This window comes from Actinophytocola sp. NPDC049390 (genome assembly GCF_044466355.1).
In the GTDB taxonomy this organism is placed as follows: Bacteria; Actinomycetota; Actinomycetes; order Mycobacteriales; family Pseudonocardiaceae; genus Actinophytocola.
The window spans coordinates 53,249-70,577 of sequence record NZ_JBITMQ010000002.1; the positions used below are offsets into that span (position 1 = coordinate 53,249).

General features: G+C 73.1%; 15 protein-coding genes. 9 read left to right on the plus strand and 6 right to left on the minus strand.

Features of this window, described 5'->3' with window-relative positions:
- Positions 1–37 precede the first annotated feature (37 nt).
- The 4 genes from ACIBVP_RS06605 to ACIBVP_RS06620 form a co-directional block, all read right to left on the minus strand.
- The gene (locus ACIBVP_RS06605; protein ID WP_396104997.1) at positions 38–886 is read right to left on the minus strand and encodes a siderophore-interacting protein; all 849 of its coding nucleotides are present in this window, start codon (positions 884–886) and stop codon (positions 38–40) included.
- An 8-nt stretch (positions 887–894) separates the two neighbouring features.
- Complete coding sequence (locus ACIBVP_RS06610) at positions 895–2,142, minus strand: TetR family transcriptional regulator (RefSeq protein ID WP_396104998.1); 1,248 nt, start codon at positions 2,140–2,142, stop codon at positions 895–897.
- A 205-nt stretch (positions 2,143–2,347) separates the two neighbouring features.
- Positions 2,348–3,103 carry an ABC transporter permease subunit gene (locus tag ACIBVP_RS06615; protein WP_396104999.1) on the minus strand — a complete coding sequence of 252 codons (756 nt, stop codon included), beginning with the start codon at positions 3,101–3,103 and terminating at the stop codon, positions 2,348–2,350.
- Positions 3,100–4,005: an ATP-binding cassette domain-containing protein gene (locus tag ACIBVP_RS06620; protein ID WP_396105000.1), complete on the minus strand. Its 906-nt coding sequence runs from the start codon at positions 4,003–4,005 to the stop codon at positions 3,100–3,102. The genes ACIBVP_RS06615 and ACIBVP_RS06620 overlap by 4 nt, the downstream gene beginning before the upstream one ends.
- Positions 4,006–4,093: 88 nt before the next feature.
- Between ACIBVP_RS06620 and ACIBVP_RS06625 the strand changes: the two genes are divergently transcribed.
- Positions 4,094–5,164, plus strand: a complete 1,071-nt coding sequence (locus ACIBVP_RS06625; protein ID WP_396105001.1) for a sensor histidine kinase — start codon at positions 4,094–4,096, stop codon at positions 5,162–5,164.
- Complete coding sequence (locus ACIBVP_RS06630; RefSeq protein ID WP_396105002.1) at positions 5,165–5,803, plus strand: response regulator; 639 nt, start codon at positions 5,165–5,167, stop codon at positions 5,801–5,803.
- Here the strand turns inward: ACIBVP_RS06630 and ACIBVP_RS06635 are convergent.
- A complete protein-coding gene (locus tag ACIBVP_RS06635; protein ID WP_396105003.1) occupies positions 5,800–6,087 on the minus strand; it encodes a hypothetical protein in 288 nt (95 codons plus the stop codon). The genes ACIBVP_RS06630 and ACIBVP_RS06635 overlap by 4 nt on opposite strands.
- 11 nt (positions 6,088–6,098) lie before the next feature.
- Positions 6,099–6,716: a hypothetical protein gene (locus ACIBVP_RS06640; protein WP_396105004.1), complete on the minus strand. Its 618-nt coding sequence runs from the start codon at positions 6,714–6,716 to the stop codon at positions 6,099–6,101.
- Between the two features lie 320 nt (positions 6,717–7,036).
- Here ACIBVP_RS06640 and ACIBVP_RS06645 point away from each other — a divergent pair, with 320 nt between their 5' ends.
- The 7 genes from ACIBVP_RS06645 (at position 7,037) to ACIBVP_RS06675 (ending at position 17,329) form a co-directional block, all read left to right on the plus strand.
- Positions 7,037–8,269 carry a helix-turn-helix domain-containing protein gene (locus tag ACIBVP_RS06645; RefSeq protein WP_396105005.1) on the plus strand — a complete coding sequence of 411 codons (1,233 nt, stop codon included), beginning with the start codon at positions 7,037–7,039 and terminating at the stop codon, positions 8,267–8,269.
- 141 nt (positions 8,270–8,410) lie between these two features.
- Positions 8,411–11,416: a type 2 lanthipeptide synthetase LanM family protein gene (locus tag ACIBVP_RS06650; protein WP_396105006.1), complete on the plus strand. Its 3,006-nt coding sequence runs from the start codon at positions 8,411–8,413 to the stop codon at positions 11,414–11,416.
- 19 nt (positions 11,417–11,435) lie between these two features.
- Positions 11,436–11,672: a hypothetical protein gene (locus tag ACIBVP_RS06655; RefSeq protein ID WP_396105007.1), complete on the plus strand. Its 237-nt coding sequence runs from the start codon at positions 11,436–11,438 to the stop codon at positions 11,670–11,672.
- A gap of 81 nt (positions 11,673–11,753) precedes the next feature.
- Positions 11,754–14,681 (plus strand): ATP-binding protein, encoded by a 2,928-nt coding sequence (locus ACIBVP_RS06660; protein WP_396105008.1) that lies wholly within the window; start codon positions 11,754–11,756, stop codon positions 14,679–14,681.
- 97 nt (positions 14,682–14,778) lie between these two features.
- Positions 14,779–15,426: a hypothetical protein gene (locus ACIBVP_RS06665; RefSeq protein ID WP_396105009.1), complete on the plus strand. Its 648-nt coding sequence runs from the start codon at positions 14,779–14,781 to the stop codon at positions 15,424–15,426.
- Between the two features lie 78 nt (positions 15,427–15,504).
- Positions 15,505–16,605, plus strand: a complete 1,101-nt coding sequence (locus ACIBVP_RS06670; RefSeq protein WP_396105010.1) for a helix-turn-helix domain-containing protein — start codon at positions 15,505–15,507, stop codon at positions 16,603–16,605.
- Positions 16,606–16,708: 103 nt separating this feature from the next.
- Positions 16,709–17,329 carry a DUF47 domain-containing protein gene (locus tag ACIBVP_RS06675; protein ID WP_396105011.1) on the plus strand — a complete coding sequence of 207 codons (621 nt, stop codon included), beginning with the start codon at positions 16,709–16,711 and terminating at the stop codon, positions 17,327–17,329.

Below are 17,329 nucleotides of genomic sequence, written 5' to 3' on the forward strand. Positions count from 1 at the left end.
GACATTGCCGTCTCGTGCACGTCCTGTGCACGTGCGTCTACTCGCGTGCCGACCCGACCTTCCAGTAGCCGGAGAACATGACGCGGCGCCGGTCCACCCCGCGTTCCCGCACCAGGTGACGGCGCAGACCGGTGGCGATCGCCGATTCACCGCACAGCCACGCGTATCCCCAGTCGGTCGTATCGAGATCCGCGACGGCGGGCAGCAGCCGCGTTCCCGGCGCCGCGTCCCCACGGACCAGCCACGTCACCTGCCGGTCGCAGTCGATCGGCAGCCGGTAGCTGTCGTCGGGCACTTCGACGTAGGCATGAATGTCGAGGTCGGCGTCCTGGTGTGCTTCCAGGATCGCGGACAACGCCGGCAGCGCCGTCTCGTCGGCCGCCAGCAACCGCGGGCCCGGCCGCGTGGGCAGGTACGTCGCGTTGCCCGCGCGGAACCCGACCGTCTGGCCCGGTTCCGCCCGCGACGCCCACCGCGAACCGGGCCCCGCGTCGCCGTGGAGCACGAAGTCGACGTCGATCTCCTTCTCCGCGCGCCGCAGCCGCCGGATCGTGTACCAGCGCAGGTCCGGCCGCCGGTCCTCCGGCATCCGCCGGATCGCCTGCCGCACGTTGATCCGGTCCTCGCTCGGCATGGTCACCTCGGACGCACCCGGCCGCGGCATGAGCAGCCCGAAGTACTCGTCCGCGCCCGTGTGGTCGTGGTCGGCGAACTCCTCGGCCCGGAACGTGATCCGCCGGACGTTCGGTGCCAGGTCAGCTGTACCGACAACGGTCATCGTGAACTGGTCGTACACGGCGCGCTGGACGGGTGGCGCCATCACCAGGCCGACGGCCTTGTCGAGGACCTTCATCTGCAGCCGCTCGAACGTCGAGTAGTTAGGCATGCCTAACCTTAGCGGAAGCGGGTGAGAATGCCATCCACGACGATCTCCAACCCCAACTCCACCAGACCGGGCCGCGCGGGCGGCACCGGCAGCTCCGCGGCCGCCGCCGCCCGGTTCGCGAACGTGCTCCGGTCGGACTGCTCGAACCGCCCGAGCACCGCGCCGTACAGGTGCTCCCACAGGATCCGCGACGCGTCCGGCACGTCCTCCTCCGGTATCCCCGCCGCCCGGAACGCGGCCAGCATCCGCCACACCATCGGCACGACCCGCGGACCGGCCAGCCCGTCGATCGTGATCGCCAGCACCGACCACCGGTCCGCCGCCAGCACCCGGTACGCCGCGGTCACCAACCCCAGGATCTCCGCCCTCGGGTCGTCCACCGGCTCCGGCGTCACCATGTCCGCCGCGACCGCGTCGAGCATCGCGACCACCACACCGTCGCGGTCACCCACCACCTGCCGCACCGCCGCCACCGTGGTGCCCAGCTCCTCGGCCACCGACCCGACCGACACCGCGTGCAACCCGTCGCGGCGGCCCACCGCGCGCCCGGCCGCCGCGATCGCGTCCCGGTCCGGCACCGACGGCGACACGGTTGGCGCCGACGGCGGCATGGACTCGCCCGGCACCGCCGCCACCGGCTGCCCCAGCCTGCTCGCCAGCCCGTCGAGCATGATCGTCAGCTTGTCGTCTAGCCAGCCACGCCGCTCGAACCGCGACGCGTCCGGCCCCTCGTACAGCTCACGCAGACTGCGTCTGCCCCGCGGCGTGTCGAACACCCGGCTCATCCGCCGCACCCCGATCTCCGCCGCGATCGTCAGGTCCGCCGTGAAGTCGACCGCGACCACCGCGTCCCGGGCGCTCAGCCCCTCCGCCCGCAACCGCGTCACGTACTGGTCGGCGATCCCGAGCGCCTTCCCGGGCATGCTCGGCACCATCAACGACGTCTCCGCCATGCCCGGATACCGCTCCAGGAACCGCCACAGCGCGTCGGCGAACGACACCATCACCTCACGCCAGCCCATGTCGGCCGCCGGCCAGTCGAACTCGCGCAACGCCAGGTCCAGCGCCGCGAGCAGCAGATCGTCCCGGTCGTGGACGTACCGGTACAACGTCGAATGGCTGACGCCGAGCCTGCGCGCCACCGTCGGCATCGACAGGTTCGGCAAGCCCTCCGCCAACGCGGCCCGCGCCACGTCGTCCCTGGTCAGCGACGGCGGCCGGCCGGGACGGCGACCGCTCCGGGGCTCCGTGCTCACCGCCGTACCGTACCCAGCCTCACCTGGCCCGCGGCCGCCCCGTACCAGGACGGCGGCACCACCGCCGCGACCACTTCGCTCAGGACACGCGAGTCGCGCCCCCGGACATAGCGAGTTGTGTGTTTCGTGCCGATGTGGGGCGTGGACCACCGCGTGGTGGTGAGGCCGAGCCGCCCGACACGATCTGGGGCGCTCGGCGGCTGGCTCAGGCGTCCCGGCGGCGCACCGACACGTAAGCGCCCGCCAGGGCGACCGCCACCCACGCCAGCAGAATCAGGAACGCGCCGCCCGGCCCGAAGTCACGCCGGCCCAGGATCCCCTCGCTGACCGTCATCATCACCGACCCAGCCTGGTCGGGCAGGTACTGGGTGACCGGCCGGATCGCGGGCAGGTTCGCGAGGCCCTGCGAGTTCAGGAACAGCACCGGGATCATGATCCCCAGCGACAACGCCGTGCTCCGCAGCACCGTGGCGACCGCCATCGCGAACACGCACATCAGCGTCAGGTACGCGCACGCGCCGAGCACCGCACGCAACACAGCGGTATCGCCAAGGTCGACGCCGTGCTCGCCGAGCCCCCACTGCGCCGCCCAGAACGACCCCAACGCGACCACCACCGCCGCGAAGGCCGCGACTCCGGTCGCCGTCAGCGCCTTCGCCGCCAGGAACACACCCCGCCTCGGCACCGCGGCGAGCGACGCGCGGACCGTGCCCGTCGTGTACTCCGCGCTCACCACCAGCACCCCGAACACCACCAGCGCGATCTGCCCGATCAGCACCGAGAAGAACCCCAACTCCGCCGGATGCACCGCCATCCGGTCGATGTCACCGGACAGCCGCAGACCGAGCAGCGCCGCCACCCCCACGGACAACACCGACGACACGACCAGGCTCCACCACGTCGACCGCACCGTCCGCGCCTTCGTCCACTCGGCGCGCAACACCGCGAGGAACACCGTCACTCCCCCTCCCGGAACTCGACGGCCGACGCGGTCATCCGCACGAACGCCTCCTCGAGCGACGCCTGCCGCAACGCCATCTCGTGCACCACCAGCCCGTGCGCCGCGACCAGCTCACCGGCCCGCGCCGGGTCCACGCCGTGCGCCGCCAGCGCCCCGCCCTCGATGTCGGTCACCTGTATTCCCTCCGCCGCGAACACCGCACTCAACCGGGCCGGGTCCGGGGTGGTGATCCGGACGTACGAACGGGAGTTGCCCGCGATGAAGTCCGCCACCGTCGTGTCCGCGAGCAACCTGCCGCGGCCGATCACCACCAGGTGCTCCGCGGTCAGCGCCATCTCACTCATCAGGTGGCTCGACACCAGCACCGTCCGGCCCTGCGCCGCGAAGCCCTTCAGCAGCGTGCGCAGCCAGACGATCCCCTCCGGGTCGAGCCCGTTCACCGGCTCGTCGAACAACAACACACCCGGGTCGCCCAGCAGCGCGGCCGCGATGCCCAGGCGCTGGTGCATGCCGAGCGAGAACGTCCTGACGCGCTTGCGTGCCACACCGGCCAGCCCGACCAGCTCCAGCACCTCGCCCACCCGGGACTTTGGGATCCGGTTGGTCTGCGCCAGCCACAACAGGTGGTGGTCGGCGCGTCTGCCGCCGTGCACCGCCCGCGCCTCCAGCAGCGCCCCCACCCGCCGCAGCGGGTCCGTCAGCTCCGCGTACGGGCGGCCGTCGACCAGCACCCGGCCCGCCGACGGGCGGTCCAGCCCCAGCACCATCCGCATCGTCGTCGACTTGCCCGCGCCGTTCGGACCCAGGAAACCGGTCACCCGACCCGGTTCCACCCGGAACGTCAGGTCGTCGACCGCGACGGTCCGCCCGTAACGCTTGGTCAGTCCATCCACTTCGATCACACCGGCACGCTAAGGACCACCGGACCGGACCCGCTGTCCGCGAAAGTCGCGAACACAGTCGACGAAAGTCGACCCGTAACCTGCTGCCATGGGCCGATACCTCGCCGTCGCCGCCGTCCTGGCCGCGGAAGGCACGATGTTCGTCGCCGGACTGCACGGCCACCGAGGACTGTTCGGGCTGCTCGTGATCGCCGCGTGCGCCCTCCTCGCCTGGACCGCCTACGCCACCGGGCTCACGCTGCTCACCCGCACCGACACCGCGCTCGTCGCGGCCACCGCCCTCCTCACCGAGGGGCTGCAGGTGCTGCACACCCCGGCCGCCGCGCCCCAGCACATCGCGACCGTCGTCATGTTCGTCGCGCTGCCGCTGCTGGTCGGCCGCTACCTGGCCCAGCACCGCACCCTCGTCCGCACACTCGACGCGCACAACCGGCAACTGCGCACCGAACAGGCGCTGCTGGCCGAACGCGAACAACTGCGGGAACGGCTGCGCATCGCACGCGACATGCACGACTCACTGGGCCGGCGGCTCAGTCTGGTATCCGTGCAGGCCGCCGCGATCGAGGTCGGGAACCTGCCCACCGCACAACGCGACGCCGTGCGGGCACTCGCGGGCAGCGCCAGAGACGCCGTGACCGAGCTGTACCAGCTGATCGGGTCCCTGCGCGGCGCCGCGGACGAGTCACCGGGCGCCGAAGCCGTGGCCGCCCTGGTCGCCGACTTCCGCGCCGCCGGCGTCCACATCTCGGTGACCGGCACGGTCGGCCCGCTCACCGACGCCGCGTCCCGCGCCGTCTACCGGGTCGTCGAGGAAGGGCTCACCAACGCCGTGAAACACGCACCCGGTCGGCCCGTCGCGATACAGCTGACCCGCGAAAACGACGCGCTCGTCGTGACCGTCACCAACCCGCTCACCGACGACACCGAAACAGGAGGCGGGTTCGGGCTCGCCGGGCTCGCCGAACGTGTCGGCGCCGCGGGCGGGTTCCTCGACCACCGCCGCGACCGAGACCGGTTCACGCTCGTCGCCATGCTGCCCACCGTGTCCCCGTCACCGCCACCCGCCGTCGGCCGCACACGCGCCACCATGGTCGGACTCGCGACCGCCGCGCTGCTGTTCGTGATGCTGCCCGCCAGCCTGCTGACCGGGGTGAGCTAGGTGGTGCGCGTCCTCGTCGCCGACGACGAACCACTGATCACCGCGGGCATCCGCACCGTGCTCGAGTCCGCGGGCGACATCGACGTGGTCGCCACCGCGGGCGACGGCAGCGCCGCCGTGCGGGCCGCGGTCCGGCACCGGCCCGACGTCGCACTGCTCGACATCACCATGCCCGTCCTCGACGGCCTCGGGGCGCTCGGCGAACTACGCAGGCAGACGCCGGCCGTGCGAGCGGTGATGCTGACGTCCTTCGGCACGGAGCCGAACGTGCTGCGCGCGCTGCGGGACGGCGCGTCCGGGTTCGTGCTCAAACACTGCACACCGGACGAACTGATCCGCGCGGTCCGGGCGGCGCACGAGGGCGACGCCTACCTGTCCCCGGAGGTCACCAGGATGGTGCTCGGCATGGTCGCCCCCGCCGCGGGCCGCCGCCACGAGGCACTCGCCCGGCTCACCGCACTGAGCCCACGCGAGACCGAGATCGCCGAGCTGGTCGCCGAAGGGCTCTCCAACGCGGATATCGGCCGCCGCGTCCACATGAGCGAACCCTCGATCAAGACCTACATGAGCCGGGTGCTGACCAAGCTCGGCTGCGCCAACCGCGTGGAAGTGGCGCTGCTGGTCCGCGACGCCGGCTAGTAGACGCGGCCCTCGGCGACCACCAGTTCCGTCCACGTCTCGGCCGTGCCGCGGCCGATGCGCAGCAGCACCAGCTCACCCGCCGCGACCGAGCCCGCGCGGAGCTCCCCGCGCAGCATCGGCCACACCACACCGGCCACAGGCCCGCAGAACACGTGCTGCACGCGCGCCAGCACCGGCAACGGCGGCTGCCCCACGCCTTCGCAAGTCACCCGTACCGGCTCGGTGTCGCCCCGGCGTGGTGCGGGCACCGCCGCCCAGCCGAGAACTCCTCGGTCGTTCATGGCACTCCCAGTCAGGTCCCGACCCACGTGTTCGCCACCAGCTCGGCGACGAACAACGCGCGGACCGGGTGATCGGCGAGATTCCCCCGCAGGCCGAACAACTTCGCGACCTGCCAGTCCAACCTGGTCAGCCGGTGGTGCACGTCGACGACCGCCGCGCGCGACGGCCGCAGCACCGCCTCCTCCAGCAGACCCCGCAACGCCGTCAGCGCGGCGAGCACGTCGGTGAGCACACCGAGCCGCAACACGTGGTGGAGCGGCGGCCGGCCGTCGGTGAGCGCCCCCATCGCCTGGTCGAGCAGCTTGCGCGCCAGCCCGACCCGCACCGCGGCCAGCCGCAGCCCGACCACCTCCGGACGATCACCCGCGTGCCGCAGCGGCACCAACCCGACCGGCAGCCGCACGTCGATGATCGCCACCCCTTCGGAGGTGGTCATGTGGTGCTCGAGAACCGAAGCGCCCTCGTGCACCCGTTGTGCGGGGACGGCCGCCCAACCCGCGTGGGCGGCGGCCATCAGGTCCGCGTCGTCCAGGTCGGCCAGCGCCTTCGCGAGACCGGCGGACAGGCCCGACGTGTAGCCCACCAGCTCGAAGCCGGCGACATCGACGCACCCGAACGCGACACTCAACACCGACCTCCGAGAACTCCGTGAACGTCGTAGCGGTGGCGGCACGACTGCCGTGAGGGGGCCGGCCGGAGCCGTGCCGCCACCGTGCAAGAGGCCGACCTACCCGGCGCTCCCGCCATGACGAAACCCGATCAAGGGCGGTCAGGACCAGGCACTTCCACCGGCACAACCACCGGCACAACCAGCACTGCGTCCCGGCCCGCGCACAGGGCGTGAGCACGCGGGCAGCCAGCGGAAATGTGGGTGGCCCCTACCCATGCGGCGGGTGCCGTGGATAGGAGACCGTGAACCGGTCCACTCACGACTCGAGGAGGTCCGCCATGGCGACGCGCCCCGCGTTCGGCACGGTCCTGCGGGCCTACCGCACGGGCGCGGGCCTCACCCAGGAGGATCTCGCCGACCGGTCCGGGCTGTCGGTGCGCGCGATCCGCAACCTCGAGATCGGCCGCACCGGGCGACCACAACGGCAGACGGTGGCGCTGCTCTCGCTCGCGCTGCGCCTGACCGAGCCCGAGGAAGCCGCCCTGCTCACCGCGGCCGGGCGCGGACACACCGAACCGCCGTCCGGCGGCCGCTGCGAACTGCCGCCCGACGTGCCCGACCTGTGCGGCCGGGACCTCCCGGTCGCCGCGGTCACCCGCGCGCTCACCACGACCGGCCCCAAGGCCGCGCTGATCAGCGGCGGCCCCGGCGTCGGCCGCACCGCCGTCGCCGTCCACGTCGCCCACCGGGTACGCGACCGGTTCCCCGACGGCCAGCTCTACGCCGACCTCGACCAGCCCGACCGCACTCCCATCTCCGTCGACGCCGTGCTCACCCGGCTGCTGCGGTCCCTCGACGTCACCGATCCACCCGCCACCCGCGACGAACGCGCCGCGCTCGTCCGGGCCGAACTCGCTGCCCGGCGCGTGCTCGTCGTGCTGGAGAACGTCGCGCACGAAGGGCAGGTGCGGCCGCTGCTGACCGGCGCCGCGCCGAGCGCGGTGCTGATGACCAGCCGCCGCGACCTGCTCGCACTGCCCGGCGTCCAGACCGTCCGGCTCGACCCGCTGGGCGCCGCCTGCGCCAGGCAGGTGCTCGTCCGGCTCGTCGGCGGCCGGGTACGCGACGAACCCGACGCCGCGTGGGCGATCGTCGACGCATGCGCACGGCTGCCCGTCGCCCTGCACATCGCCGGGTCCTGGCTCGCCGCACGCCCGCACCGCCCGCTCGCCGACCTGGCCGCCCTGCTCACCGACGACGACCTCGTGCTCGACCGGCTCACCGTCGCCGACCTGTCCGTCCGCGCCTGCATCGCCACCCACGTCGCCACCCTGCGGCCCGACGAACAGCGGCTGCTGCACCAGCTCGCGCACGTGGACACCGACACCCTCACCCCGGCAGAACTGTGCCACCCACTCGCCAGCGCGGAACCCGCGCTGCGCGACGGGCTCGACGCGCTGGCGCACGCACACCTGCTCACCCCCGTCGGCACCGGCTACAGGATGAACCCGCTGGTCAGGCGGTACGCACAAGAGGAAGCCGGCCTTCCCCGGCTGCGGGCGGCCCGATGAGTGGAAACCCGCCCCCCAACCACCCGCGGTCCGGCCGCTGAGCCGGGTCGGAACCGGCACTTCCCAATCCGGGGAGGCGGAACCGAATATGCGTAGTTTCCACCCATGAACTCGGCCGCGCGGGCTGGCACCGTCCTGTCCATGACCGCAACGGGCCCAGCCGGCGCATTCCCCGCCGGCTGGTGGGCGCCCGGCCTCGCGCTCGCCGAACGGCCGGCCCCCGTGCGCGGCACCGTGCCGAGCGCGCAGGCCCGCGACCGCGTCGCCAGATGGCGCGCCGGGTTCGGCGCGGGCCACCGGTTCGACCAGCGCCTCGCCGCCGACGGGCTCGACGAGGTCGCGCTCCTCGGCCTGCTCACCGAACCCCCCGCCACGCTCGCTGCCCGCGTGCCCCGGCCCGGCTGGGCCGACACCGCCGAACGCGCCGTCCGCGGCGCCATGGCCCACCGAGTCGACACCGCCGACTGGCGTACCGGGCTCGCCGCCGTGCTGCGGCCCTTCGTCACCGCCGCCACCCACGACCTCACCGACCGGATCGCCGAGTACGCCCACCAGGCCGACGTCGCCGCGCTCGTCGCCGCGTTCGCCCGCAGACTGTCCCGCACGCTCGTGTCGATCACCGCGCGGACCTTCGTCCACGAGCTGAACACCGCCGTCGCCGACGGCCGCGTGACCGGGGCCGCCGACCTCGCGAGCAGCCTTACCGAACCGGCCAGGTTCGCGCGGCTCCTCACCACGTACCCGGTGCTGGCCAGGCTGCTCGGGCAGGCCAGCACCTTCCAGACCGACGCGTTCGCCGAACTGCTCACCCGCTTCGCCGCCGACCGCCAGAAGATCGTCACCGCGCTGCTCGGCGGCACCGACCCCGGTCCGCTCACCGAGATCCGGACCGGACTCGGCGACACGCACCGGCGCGGCCGCTCGGTCGCGATCCTCACCTTCGCCGACGGCAACCGCGTCGTCCACAAACCGCGGGACCTCGGCGCACACGAACGGTTCGGCGCCGCCGTGCGCTGGCTCAACACGGTCGTGCCCGACCTCGACCTGCGCACCGCCGCCGCCGTGGCGTGCGACGGGTACGGCTGGGTCGAGTTCGTGCCCACCGGCCCGCTGCCGGACCCGGCCGCCGCCGACCGCTTCTACCGCAGGCAGGGCGCGCTGCTGGTCCTGCTGCACGCGCTGCACGCCTCGGACATGCACTTCGAGAACGTCATCGCGAGCGGCGACCAGCCCGTGCTCGTCGACACCGAGGCGCTGTTCCACCCCGCGCTCGCCGCACCCGTCGGCGGCGGCGTCGACCCGGCCGCGCGGATGCTGGCCGAATCCGTCCAGCGCACCGGGCTGCTGCCGGTCGTCGTCGCGGGCGAGGGCGGCGCGGCCGACGTGTCGGCCCTCGGCGGCGGCACCGTGTCCGACGTGGTCACCGACTGGGAACCCGACGAGCGGGGCGCGCTGCGCGAGGTGCGGCGGACCGTCACCCGCGCGGGCAAGGGCAACCTGCCCCGCCTCGGCGGCGACCCCGTGGACGTCGCCGACCACCAGAAGGCGCTGCTCGACGGGTTCCACACCACCTACGACGCGATCACCCGCCACCGCGACGAGCTCACCGACCTCCTCGCCGGGTGCGCCGACGACGAGGTGCGCGTCGCGGTCCGCCACTCCCGCGGCTACGCGCGCCTGCTCGCCGAGTCCACCCGCCCCGAACTTCTCCGCGACGGCCTGACCAGGGACAACGCGCTCGACGTGCTGTGGGTCGAGTCCGCGGGCGACCCGCTGCGGTGGCGGGTCGCCCGCCACGAGCTGGCCGACCTGTGGGCCCTCGACGTGCCCCTCTTCACCGCCCGGCCCGGGTCCGCCGACCTGTGGAGCGCGACCGGGCACCGCCTGCCCGGCGCGCTGGAACGGCCCGGTCTCGCGAGCGCGCTCGCCAAGGTCAACGCGATGAGCGCGATGGACCTGCGCGACCAGGAGTGGATCATCGCGGCCGCCCTCGCCACCCGCACCCCCGGCAGCCCGCACCGTGCCGCCGCGCCCCTGCCCGGCCACCTCGCGGGCACCGCGGCGCCACCCGAGCGGCTGCTCGTCACCGCGTGCGCCCTCGCCGACCGGCTCGTCGCCCGCACCCACGCGAGCGGCGACCGCGTCAACTGGCTCGGCCTCGAACTCGTCGACGACCAACGCTGGCTCGTGCTGCCGATGGGCGCGAGCCTCGGCACCGGCTACCTCGGCGTCGCGCTGTTCCTCGCCCAGCTCACCGAACTGTCCGGCGTGGCCCGCTACGCCGAGAGCGCCCGCAGCGCGCTGCGGGGCCTGCCGCAACTTTTCGACCTGATGCGCAGCAGGCCCGACCTCGCGGGCACGGTCGGGTGCGGCGGGTTCCACGGCTTCGGCGGCATCGCCTACGGCCTGGCCCGGCTCACCACGCTGCTGCGCGACGACGAACTGCGCGAGGACACCCGCACAGCCGTCGAACTCGCCGCGGCCGCCGCCAAGGCACCCGGCCCGGCCGGCGTGGCCGGCGGCGGCGCGGGCTGCCTCGCCGCCATGACCGCCGTGCACGCCGAACTCGGGCTGCGGGAAGCCGAGGACCTCGCGAAGGAATGCGCCGACGGGCTCGCCGAACTGGTCCGCCGCACAGGCGGCCGGATCGGCCCCGGCGGGCCGTCCGGTTTCGCCGACGGCGCCGCGGGCGTCGCGTGGGCACTCGCCCCCCACGACGCGGACGCCGCCGCGCTCGTGGCGGCACACACCGGCGGTGTCCCCGGCGAACTGGGCTGGTGCACCGGAGCCGCCGGACTCGCGATGGCAGACGTCACCGACGACCGGACCGCGCTGCTCGCCGACCGGCCCGTCCTCGCCGACCTCAGCCTCTGCCACGGCGAACTGGGCATCGTCGAGGCACTCGCGGGCGACCACACCGACCAGGTCGCCGCGGTCCGCCGCAGGCGCGCGGGCCTGATCCTCGACGCCTACACCCAGCACGGCCCCTCCTGCGGCACCCCCGGCGGCGTACCGACCCCGGGCCTGCTCAGCGGCCTCGCGGGCATCGGCTACGGCCTGCTGCGGCTGGGCAACCCGGAGCGGGTGCCGTCCGTCCTGCTGCTCGAACCGTCCCGCCCCACAGACCACGTCCCACACACCCACTGAGAGAACCAAGGAGCACACCGTGTCCGACGACCAGTTCACCACCGACACCACCGCCGACGAGACCACCGCTGCTGACGAGCGCGGCTACCCGACACCGCTGCTGCGGTTCATGCCCGCCATCACCTTCGGCGTGCGGGCCGCCGCCCTCGCCGGCATGGCCGTCTCCGCGGGCGCACTCGCCTTCGGCCTCGCGGGTGCGTTCGACGACGTCACCGCGGGCGCGCACACGACCTGCTGCGAGGACGACCCGAGCTGACGCGGTCTCTGGTGGTGCGGACCGAGCCAAGTCCGCACCACTCTGGATCACGCGGAGCCCACCTCGGTAGTCTCGACAATCGTGCGGAACCGCTCGTCAACCGTGGTGGGCCGCGACCAGGAGCTCCGTACCGTCGAGCACGCCCTGACCGCGGCGGCCGCCGGGCGGGGCAGCGCGGTGTTCCTCGTCGGCGAGAGCGGCATCGGGAAGTCCAGACTGGCGGCCGCGGCCGCCGACCAGGCGTTCCAGGCCAACATGGTCCTGATGCGCGGCCGGGGCAGCGCCATCGGCCCCATGGTGCCCTTCCGCTCGCTCACCGAAGCACTGCTGTCGCTGCTGCGCGCCGGTGAACACCTCGACATCGCCGCCCTCGGCCCCTACCGGCCGGTGCTCGCCCGGCTCATCCCCGACTGGGGCACCCCGGTCGCGGACCAGCAGGACACCTCGCTCGTCATCCTCGCCGAAGCCGTCCTCCGGCTCACCGGGCTCGCGGGCCGGGACTGCGGCTGCCTCGTGTCACTCGACGACCTGCAGGACGCCGACGCGGAAAGCCTCGCGGTCGTCGAATACCTGATCGACAACCTCGACCGCCAGCCCACCCTGCTGCTCGGCGCGATCCGCAACGAACCGTGCCCCGCGCTCGACCTCGCCCGCGCCGCCGCCCGCCGCGGCACCGCCGTGCTCGTCGAACTCGACCGGCTCGACCAGGCCGGGCTGCGCGCCCTCGCGGGCGCGTGCCTGTCCGTGCCCGCCGCGGACGTGCCACCGCAGGCGGTCGACCTGCTGTGGGCAGGCAGCGCGGGCAACCCGTTCCTCATCGAGGAACTGCTCGGCGGGATCGTCGACGGCGGACTGCTCGTGCCCTCCGAGAGCGGCTCGGGGACCGGCTGGCGCATGGCCGACCCGCCACCCGAGGACGTGCCCGCCACGTTCGCCAGGACCGTCGCCCGGCGCATCGAGGCACTCGGCCCCGCCGTGCAACAGCTGCTGTCCGTCGCGGCCGTCGTCGGCAGGCGGTTCCCGCTCGCCGTCGCACAGGCCGTCACCGGGCTGCCCGACCGCGAACTGCTGTCCCACCTGCACGGCGAACCCGTCGCACAGCTCGTCCAACCCGACGACCAGCTGCCCGACTGGTACACCTTCCAGCACCAGCTGGTCCGCGAGGCGATGCTGACGCTGCTCACCCCGGCGATGCGGGCCCGCGTCGCCGAACAGGTCGCCGACGCCCTGGCGACCGTCTACCCGGGGCTGCCCGGCGAATGGTGCCAGACCGCGGCGACACTGCGGCTCGAAGCCGGTCACACCACCGTCGCGGGCAGGCTGTTCGCCGAGGCCGGCCGCCGCGCCAGCACCCAGGGCGCCGCGAACTCGGCCGTCGGGCTGCTCGACCGGGCATGGGACCTGCTCGCGGGAGACGAGGCCGCCGAACGCGCCGACACCCTCGAACACCTCGTGTACGCGCTCGCCGAAGCCGGGCTGGTGGAACGCGCCGTCGCCTCGGTCAGGACGCTCGACCAGGTCGGCGGCCTCGACCCGCGCCGCAGGGCACGGCTGCACACCCGGCTCGCGTGGGCCGCGCAGGTCGCGGGCTCCGGCCCCGGCAACCTCGCGCAGATCAGCACGGCACGTGCCCTGCTCGGCCCCGGCGCCGACGAGGCCGACACCGCGCCGATCGACGTCGTCGAGGCGCACATCGTGCTCGACGTGCCCGGCCCGGGGCAGCTGGAGAAGGCCGAGGCACTCGCCCGCCGCGCCGCCGAGGTCGCCGACCGGGTGCCGCTGCCGTCCGTGGCGTGCCAGGCGTGGCAACTGCTCGGCACGCTCCTGCGGTCCCAGGACCCGGTGGGTGCGACCGCCTGCCTGGAACGGGCGCGCGCCACCGCCATGCGGCACAACCTGCCCATCTGGGAGATCCACGCGCTGGTGCGGCTGGGCAACGACGACGCGCTGCGCGACGGCTACCTCGACCGGCTCGAACAGGCCCGCGCCCAGGCCACGCTCGTCGGCGCGGTCACCGCCCGCTACCAGGCCGAACAGAGCATCGCGCTCTACACCATCCTCGAAGGCGACTTCGCGGCCGCCGAGGCGCTCACCGACCAGGTGCTCGCGGCGGCCAGCAGGCTCAAGCTCGTCGAGTGCGTCCACTACGTGCTGATGGTGCGCGCGATCCTCGCCGGGCACCGCGGCCGCCGCAGGGACATGGACGAGGCGCTCGCCGCGTTCCGGCGCTGGGAAGGGGACGCGCAGCCGCTGTACGCGCCCCGCGTGTACGGGCTCGCCCGCGCGTTCTGCGCGCTGCTCGAGGAGAACCGGCCCCGCGCCATCGAGGAACAGGCGCTGGCGTTGCGGGCGGAGGACACCACGCCGACCGTGTTCCACCTCGGCGGCCGCTACGGCCTCGACCTGCTGCTCGGTGCCGTCACCGACACGATCACCCGCGCGGAGTTCGACGAGGTCGCGTCCTCGCCCGCGGCCGGGTTCCGGTGGGACCGCATGTTCGCCCGGTTCGGACGTGCCGTGCTCGCCGGACGAGCGGGTGACGTGGCCGAGGCGGACGCCGCCCTGGCCGACGCGCTCACCGCGGGCGCCCCGTACACCATGGGCAGGCACCTCGGGTTGCGGCTCGTCGCCGAACGCGCGCTCACCGACGGGTGGGGCACCCCGGTCGACTGGCTGCGCGCCGCCGAGGACTACTTCCACTCCGCCGACATCCCCGCCGTCGCGAGCGCGTGCCGTGCGCTGCTGCGCAACAGCGGCGTGCGGGTCGGGCAGCGGCGCACCGGCGTCGCGGAGATGCCCTCCGCGCTGCGGTCGGCGGGACTGACCGTCCGCGAGTACGAGGTGCTGCGCCTGCTCGCCGACCGGCTCGGCAACCGTGAGATCGCCAACCGCCTGCACCTGTCGCCACGCACCGTCGAGAAGCACGTGTCCAGCCTGATCACCAAGACCGGCCTGCCCAACCGCATCGCGCTGTCCGAGTACGCGGTCACCGCAGCCGACCCGGCCTGAGACACGCCCGGCCACAATCCCCACACGTGAGCGGATCGTGCGCGAAAATCAAGTGGCACGACTCGAAACGCGAGTGGCGGATCAAGTAGGAGACCGTGTGGACCGGCTGGCGAACCTGATCGACCCCGTCCCGCTGCTCGACCTGACTACCGCCGTCTGTCGTTGGCTGCAGGACGCACACGAGGCCGCTGCTGAACTCCAGCGCGCCCGGCGCGGCGGACCACGCGGCGACTGGCAGAACAACACCAGCTTCGGCGTCGACCGCTACCAGTACCTGCTCGCCACCGCGGGGTCGCTCACCGCCGAGATCCCCGATCTGCAGGTGGACCCCGCGTTCCAGTCGATCCTGCTGAAGCTGCCCCGGGTGGGCATCTACCAGTTCCAGGTCCCGGCGGGACCGCACGGCTCGCTCGGCGACACCAGCGAGCTGCGCCGCGAACTGCTCACCGGCATCGACGACCACGGCCTGATCAGCAGACCCGAGATCTGGCTCGGCGGCCGCGACAGGCTGTTCCTCGTGTGGAACGGCAGCGAGGAGCACGGCCTCACTGGCGCATGGATCGGCCAGGGCGAGATGCTCGAGAAGCGTATGGACTGGGAATGGCTGTTCAGCGTCCAGGACGTCACCGGCGCCGTCGGCATCCCCAGGCAGACCGGCCCGCTCGACCCGGCCATCTTCGAACTGTCCGAGCCGATGCTGCCGCTGCGGCCACGCGACCCCGAGGAAGGCAGCCAGTCCGGCTGACCCCCGGCGCGGCCCACTCTCCGTGCATGGACCACTATGCACGGCAACACCTTCTGTCCGTCTCGAAGGAGCCTTCCCGTGCACCCGGATGCCTCCGTCGTCGCGCAGGCATTCGCCCCAGCCCGGCTCACGATGGCCCGTGAACTGGCGGGCATGCGCAAACGCGACCTCGCCGAAGCCATCGACCGCACCGCGGCCGCCGTCTCCCAGTACGAACTCGGCCAGGCCCGCCCCAGCGGCGAGACACTGCAACGCTGCGCCGCGGCACTCGACGTGCCCGTCTCCTTCTTCACCGCGGGCCGTCCACAACTGCGCCTCGACACCGCGGGCGCCCACTTCCGGTCGCTGCGCACCACCGCCGCCTACCAGCGGCAGCAGGCACTCGCCCACGTCGAACTGCTGTGGGAGCTGATCGACCAGCTCGACAACGCCCTCGAACTCCCCGCGCTCGACCTCGGCCTCCCGCTCGGCGCCCGCCCCGGCGGACCGGCCGCCGTCGCCGCCATGATCCGGCAGCTCTGGAACGTCCCGACCGGACCCGTCGTCCACCTCGTCCGCACCCTCGAGGCACGCGGCATCGTGCTCACACAGCTGCCCGGCGTGGACGCCGAGACCATCGACGCGTTCTCCGCCGCACTCCACGGCCGACCCATCATCGTGTTGTCCCACAAGGGAAACCCGATGCGGCAACGGTTCTCCGTCGCCCACGAACTCGGCCACCTGCTCCTGCACCCCGAACCCGCCCCCGGCGATGCCAGGCACGAACGCGAGGCCAATGCGTTCGCCGCCGAACTGCTCATGCCCGCCGACGAGATCCGCGACCGGCTGCCCAGCCCCGTCGACATCACCGAGCTGAAGGAGATCGCCGACGGCTACGGCGTGTCCGTCGCCGCGCTCGCCTACCGCGGCAAGGACCTCGGCGTGTACAGCGACCCGACCCTGCGCCGCGTCATGGCGACACTGGCCCGCCTCGGCTGGCGCACGAACGAACCCGTCGGCTCCCGCTACCCGGGCGAACGACCCGAACTGCTCGTCCGCGCCGCCGAACTCGCCGAACGCCACGGCCTGCCGCTGCCGGTGCTCGCCGAACGGCTGCACCTGCCGCTGCCCCGGCTGCGTGGGCTCCTCGGCATGCCCGACCCGAGACCCCGCCTGCGACTGATCCACGGCGACGGCTGAGAAGTCCGTTTTGCCTGAGTAGCACCCACCGTCGGTAGCCCCCCGCCATTCGCCCTTCACCGGCCGTTAATACTCTGGCCATGATCGCGGAAGGAGGGGCCGGATGCGCCTGCGTTTGAAGCCACGTGACACCAGGTTCTTCGACCTGTTCAGCGTCGCCGGCACGAACATCGCCACCGCCACCGGTGTGCTGCGCGAGTTCGTCACCGTCCCCACCGAGGAACGCGACGAACTGGCCAGGAGAATGCGCGCCGCCGAGCACGCGGGCGACGACGCCACCCACGCGATCATCGAACAACTCGACCGGTCGTTCATCACACCGTTCGACCGCGAGGACATCTACCGGCTCGCGGTCCGCCTCGACGACGTCGTCGACTACATGGACGCCGCCGTCGACCTCACCACCCTCTACAACCCGGAGGCACTGCCGGAGAACGTGCGGCTTCAGGTCGACGTGCTCGACAAGTGCGCGCAGCTCACCGCCGGCGCCATGCCACGCCTCGCGACACTGCGGAACCTCAACGACTTCTGGGTGCAGATCAACGAGCTGGAGAACGAGGCCGACCAGATCTACCGGCGCCTGCTGCAGTTCCTGTTCAACGGCAGCCACGACCCGCTCACCGTGATGAAGCTCAAGGAGATCGTCGACCAGCTCGAGTCGGCCGCCGACGCGTTCGAGCACGTCGCCGACGTCGTGCACAGCATCGCGGTGAAAGAGTCCTGA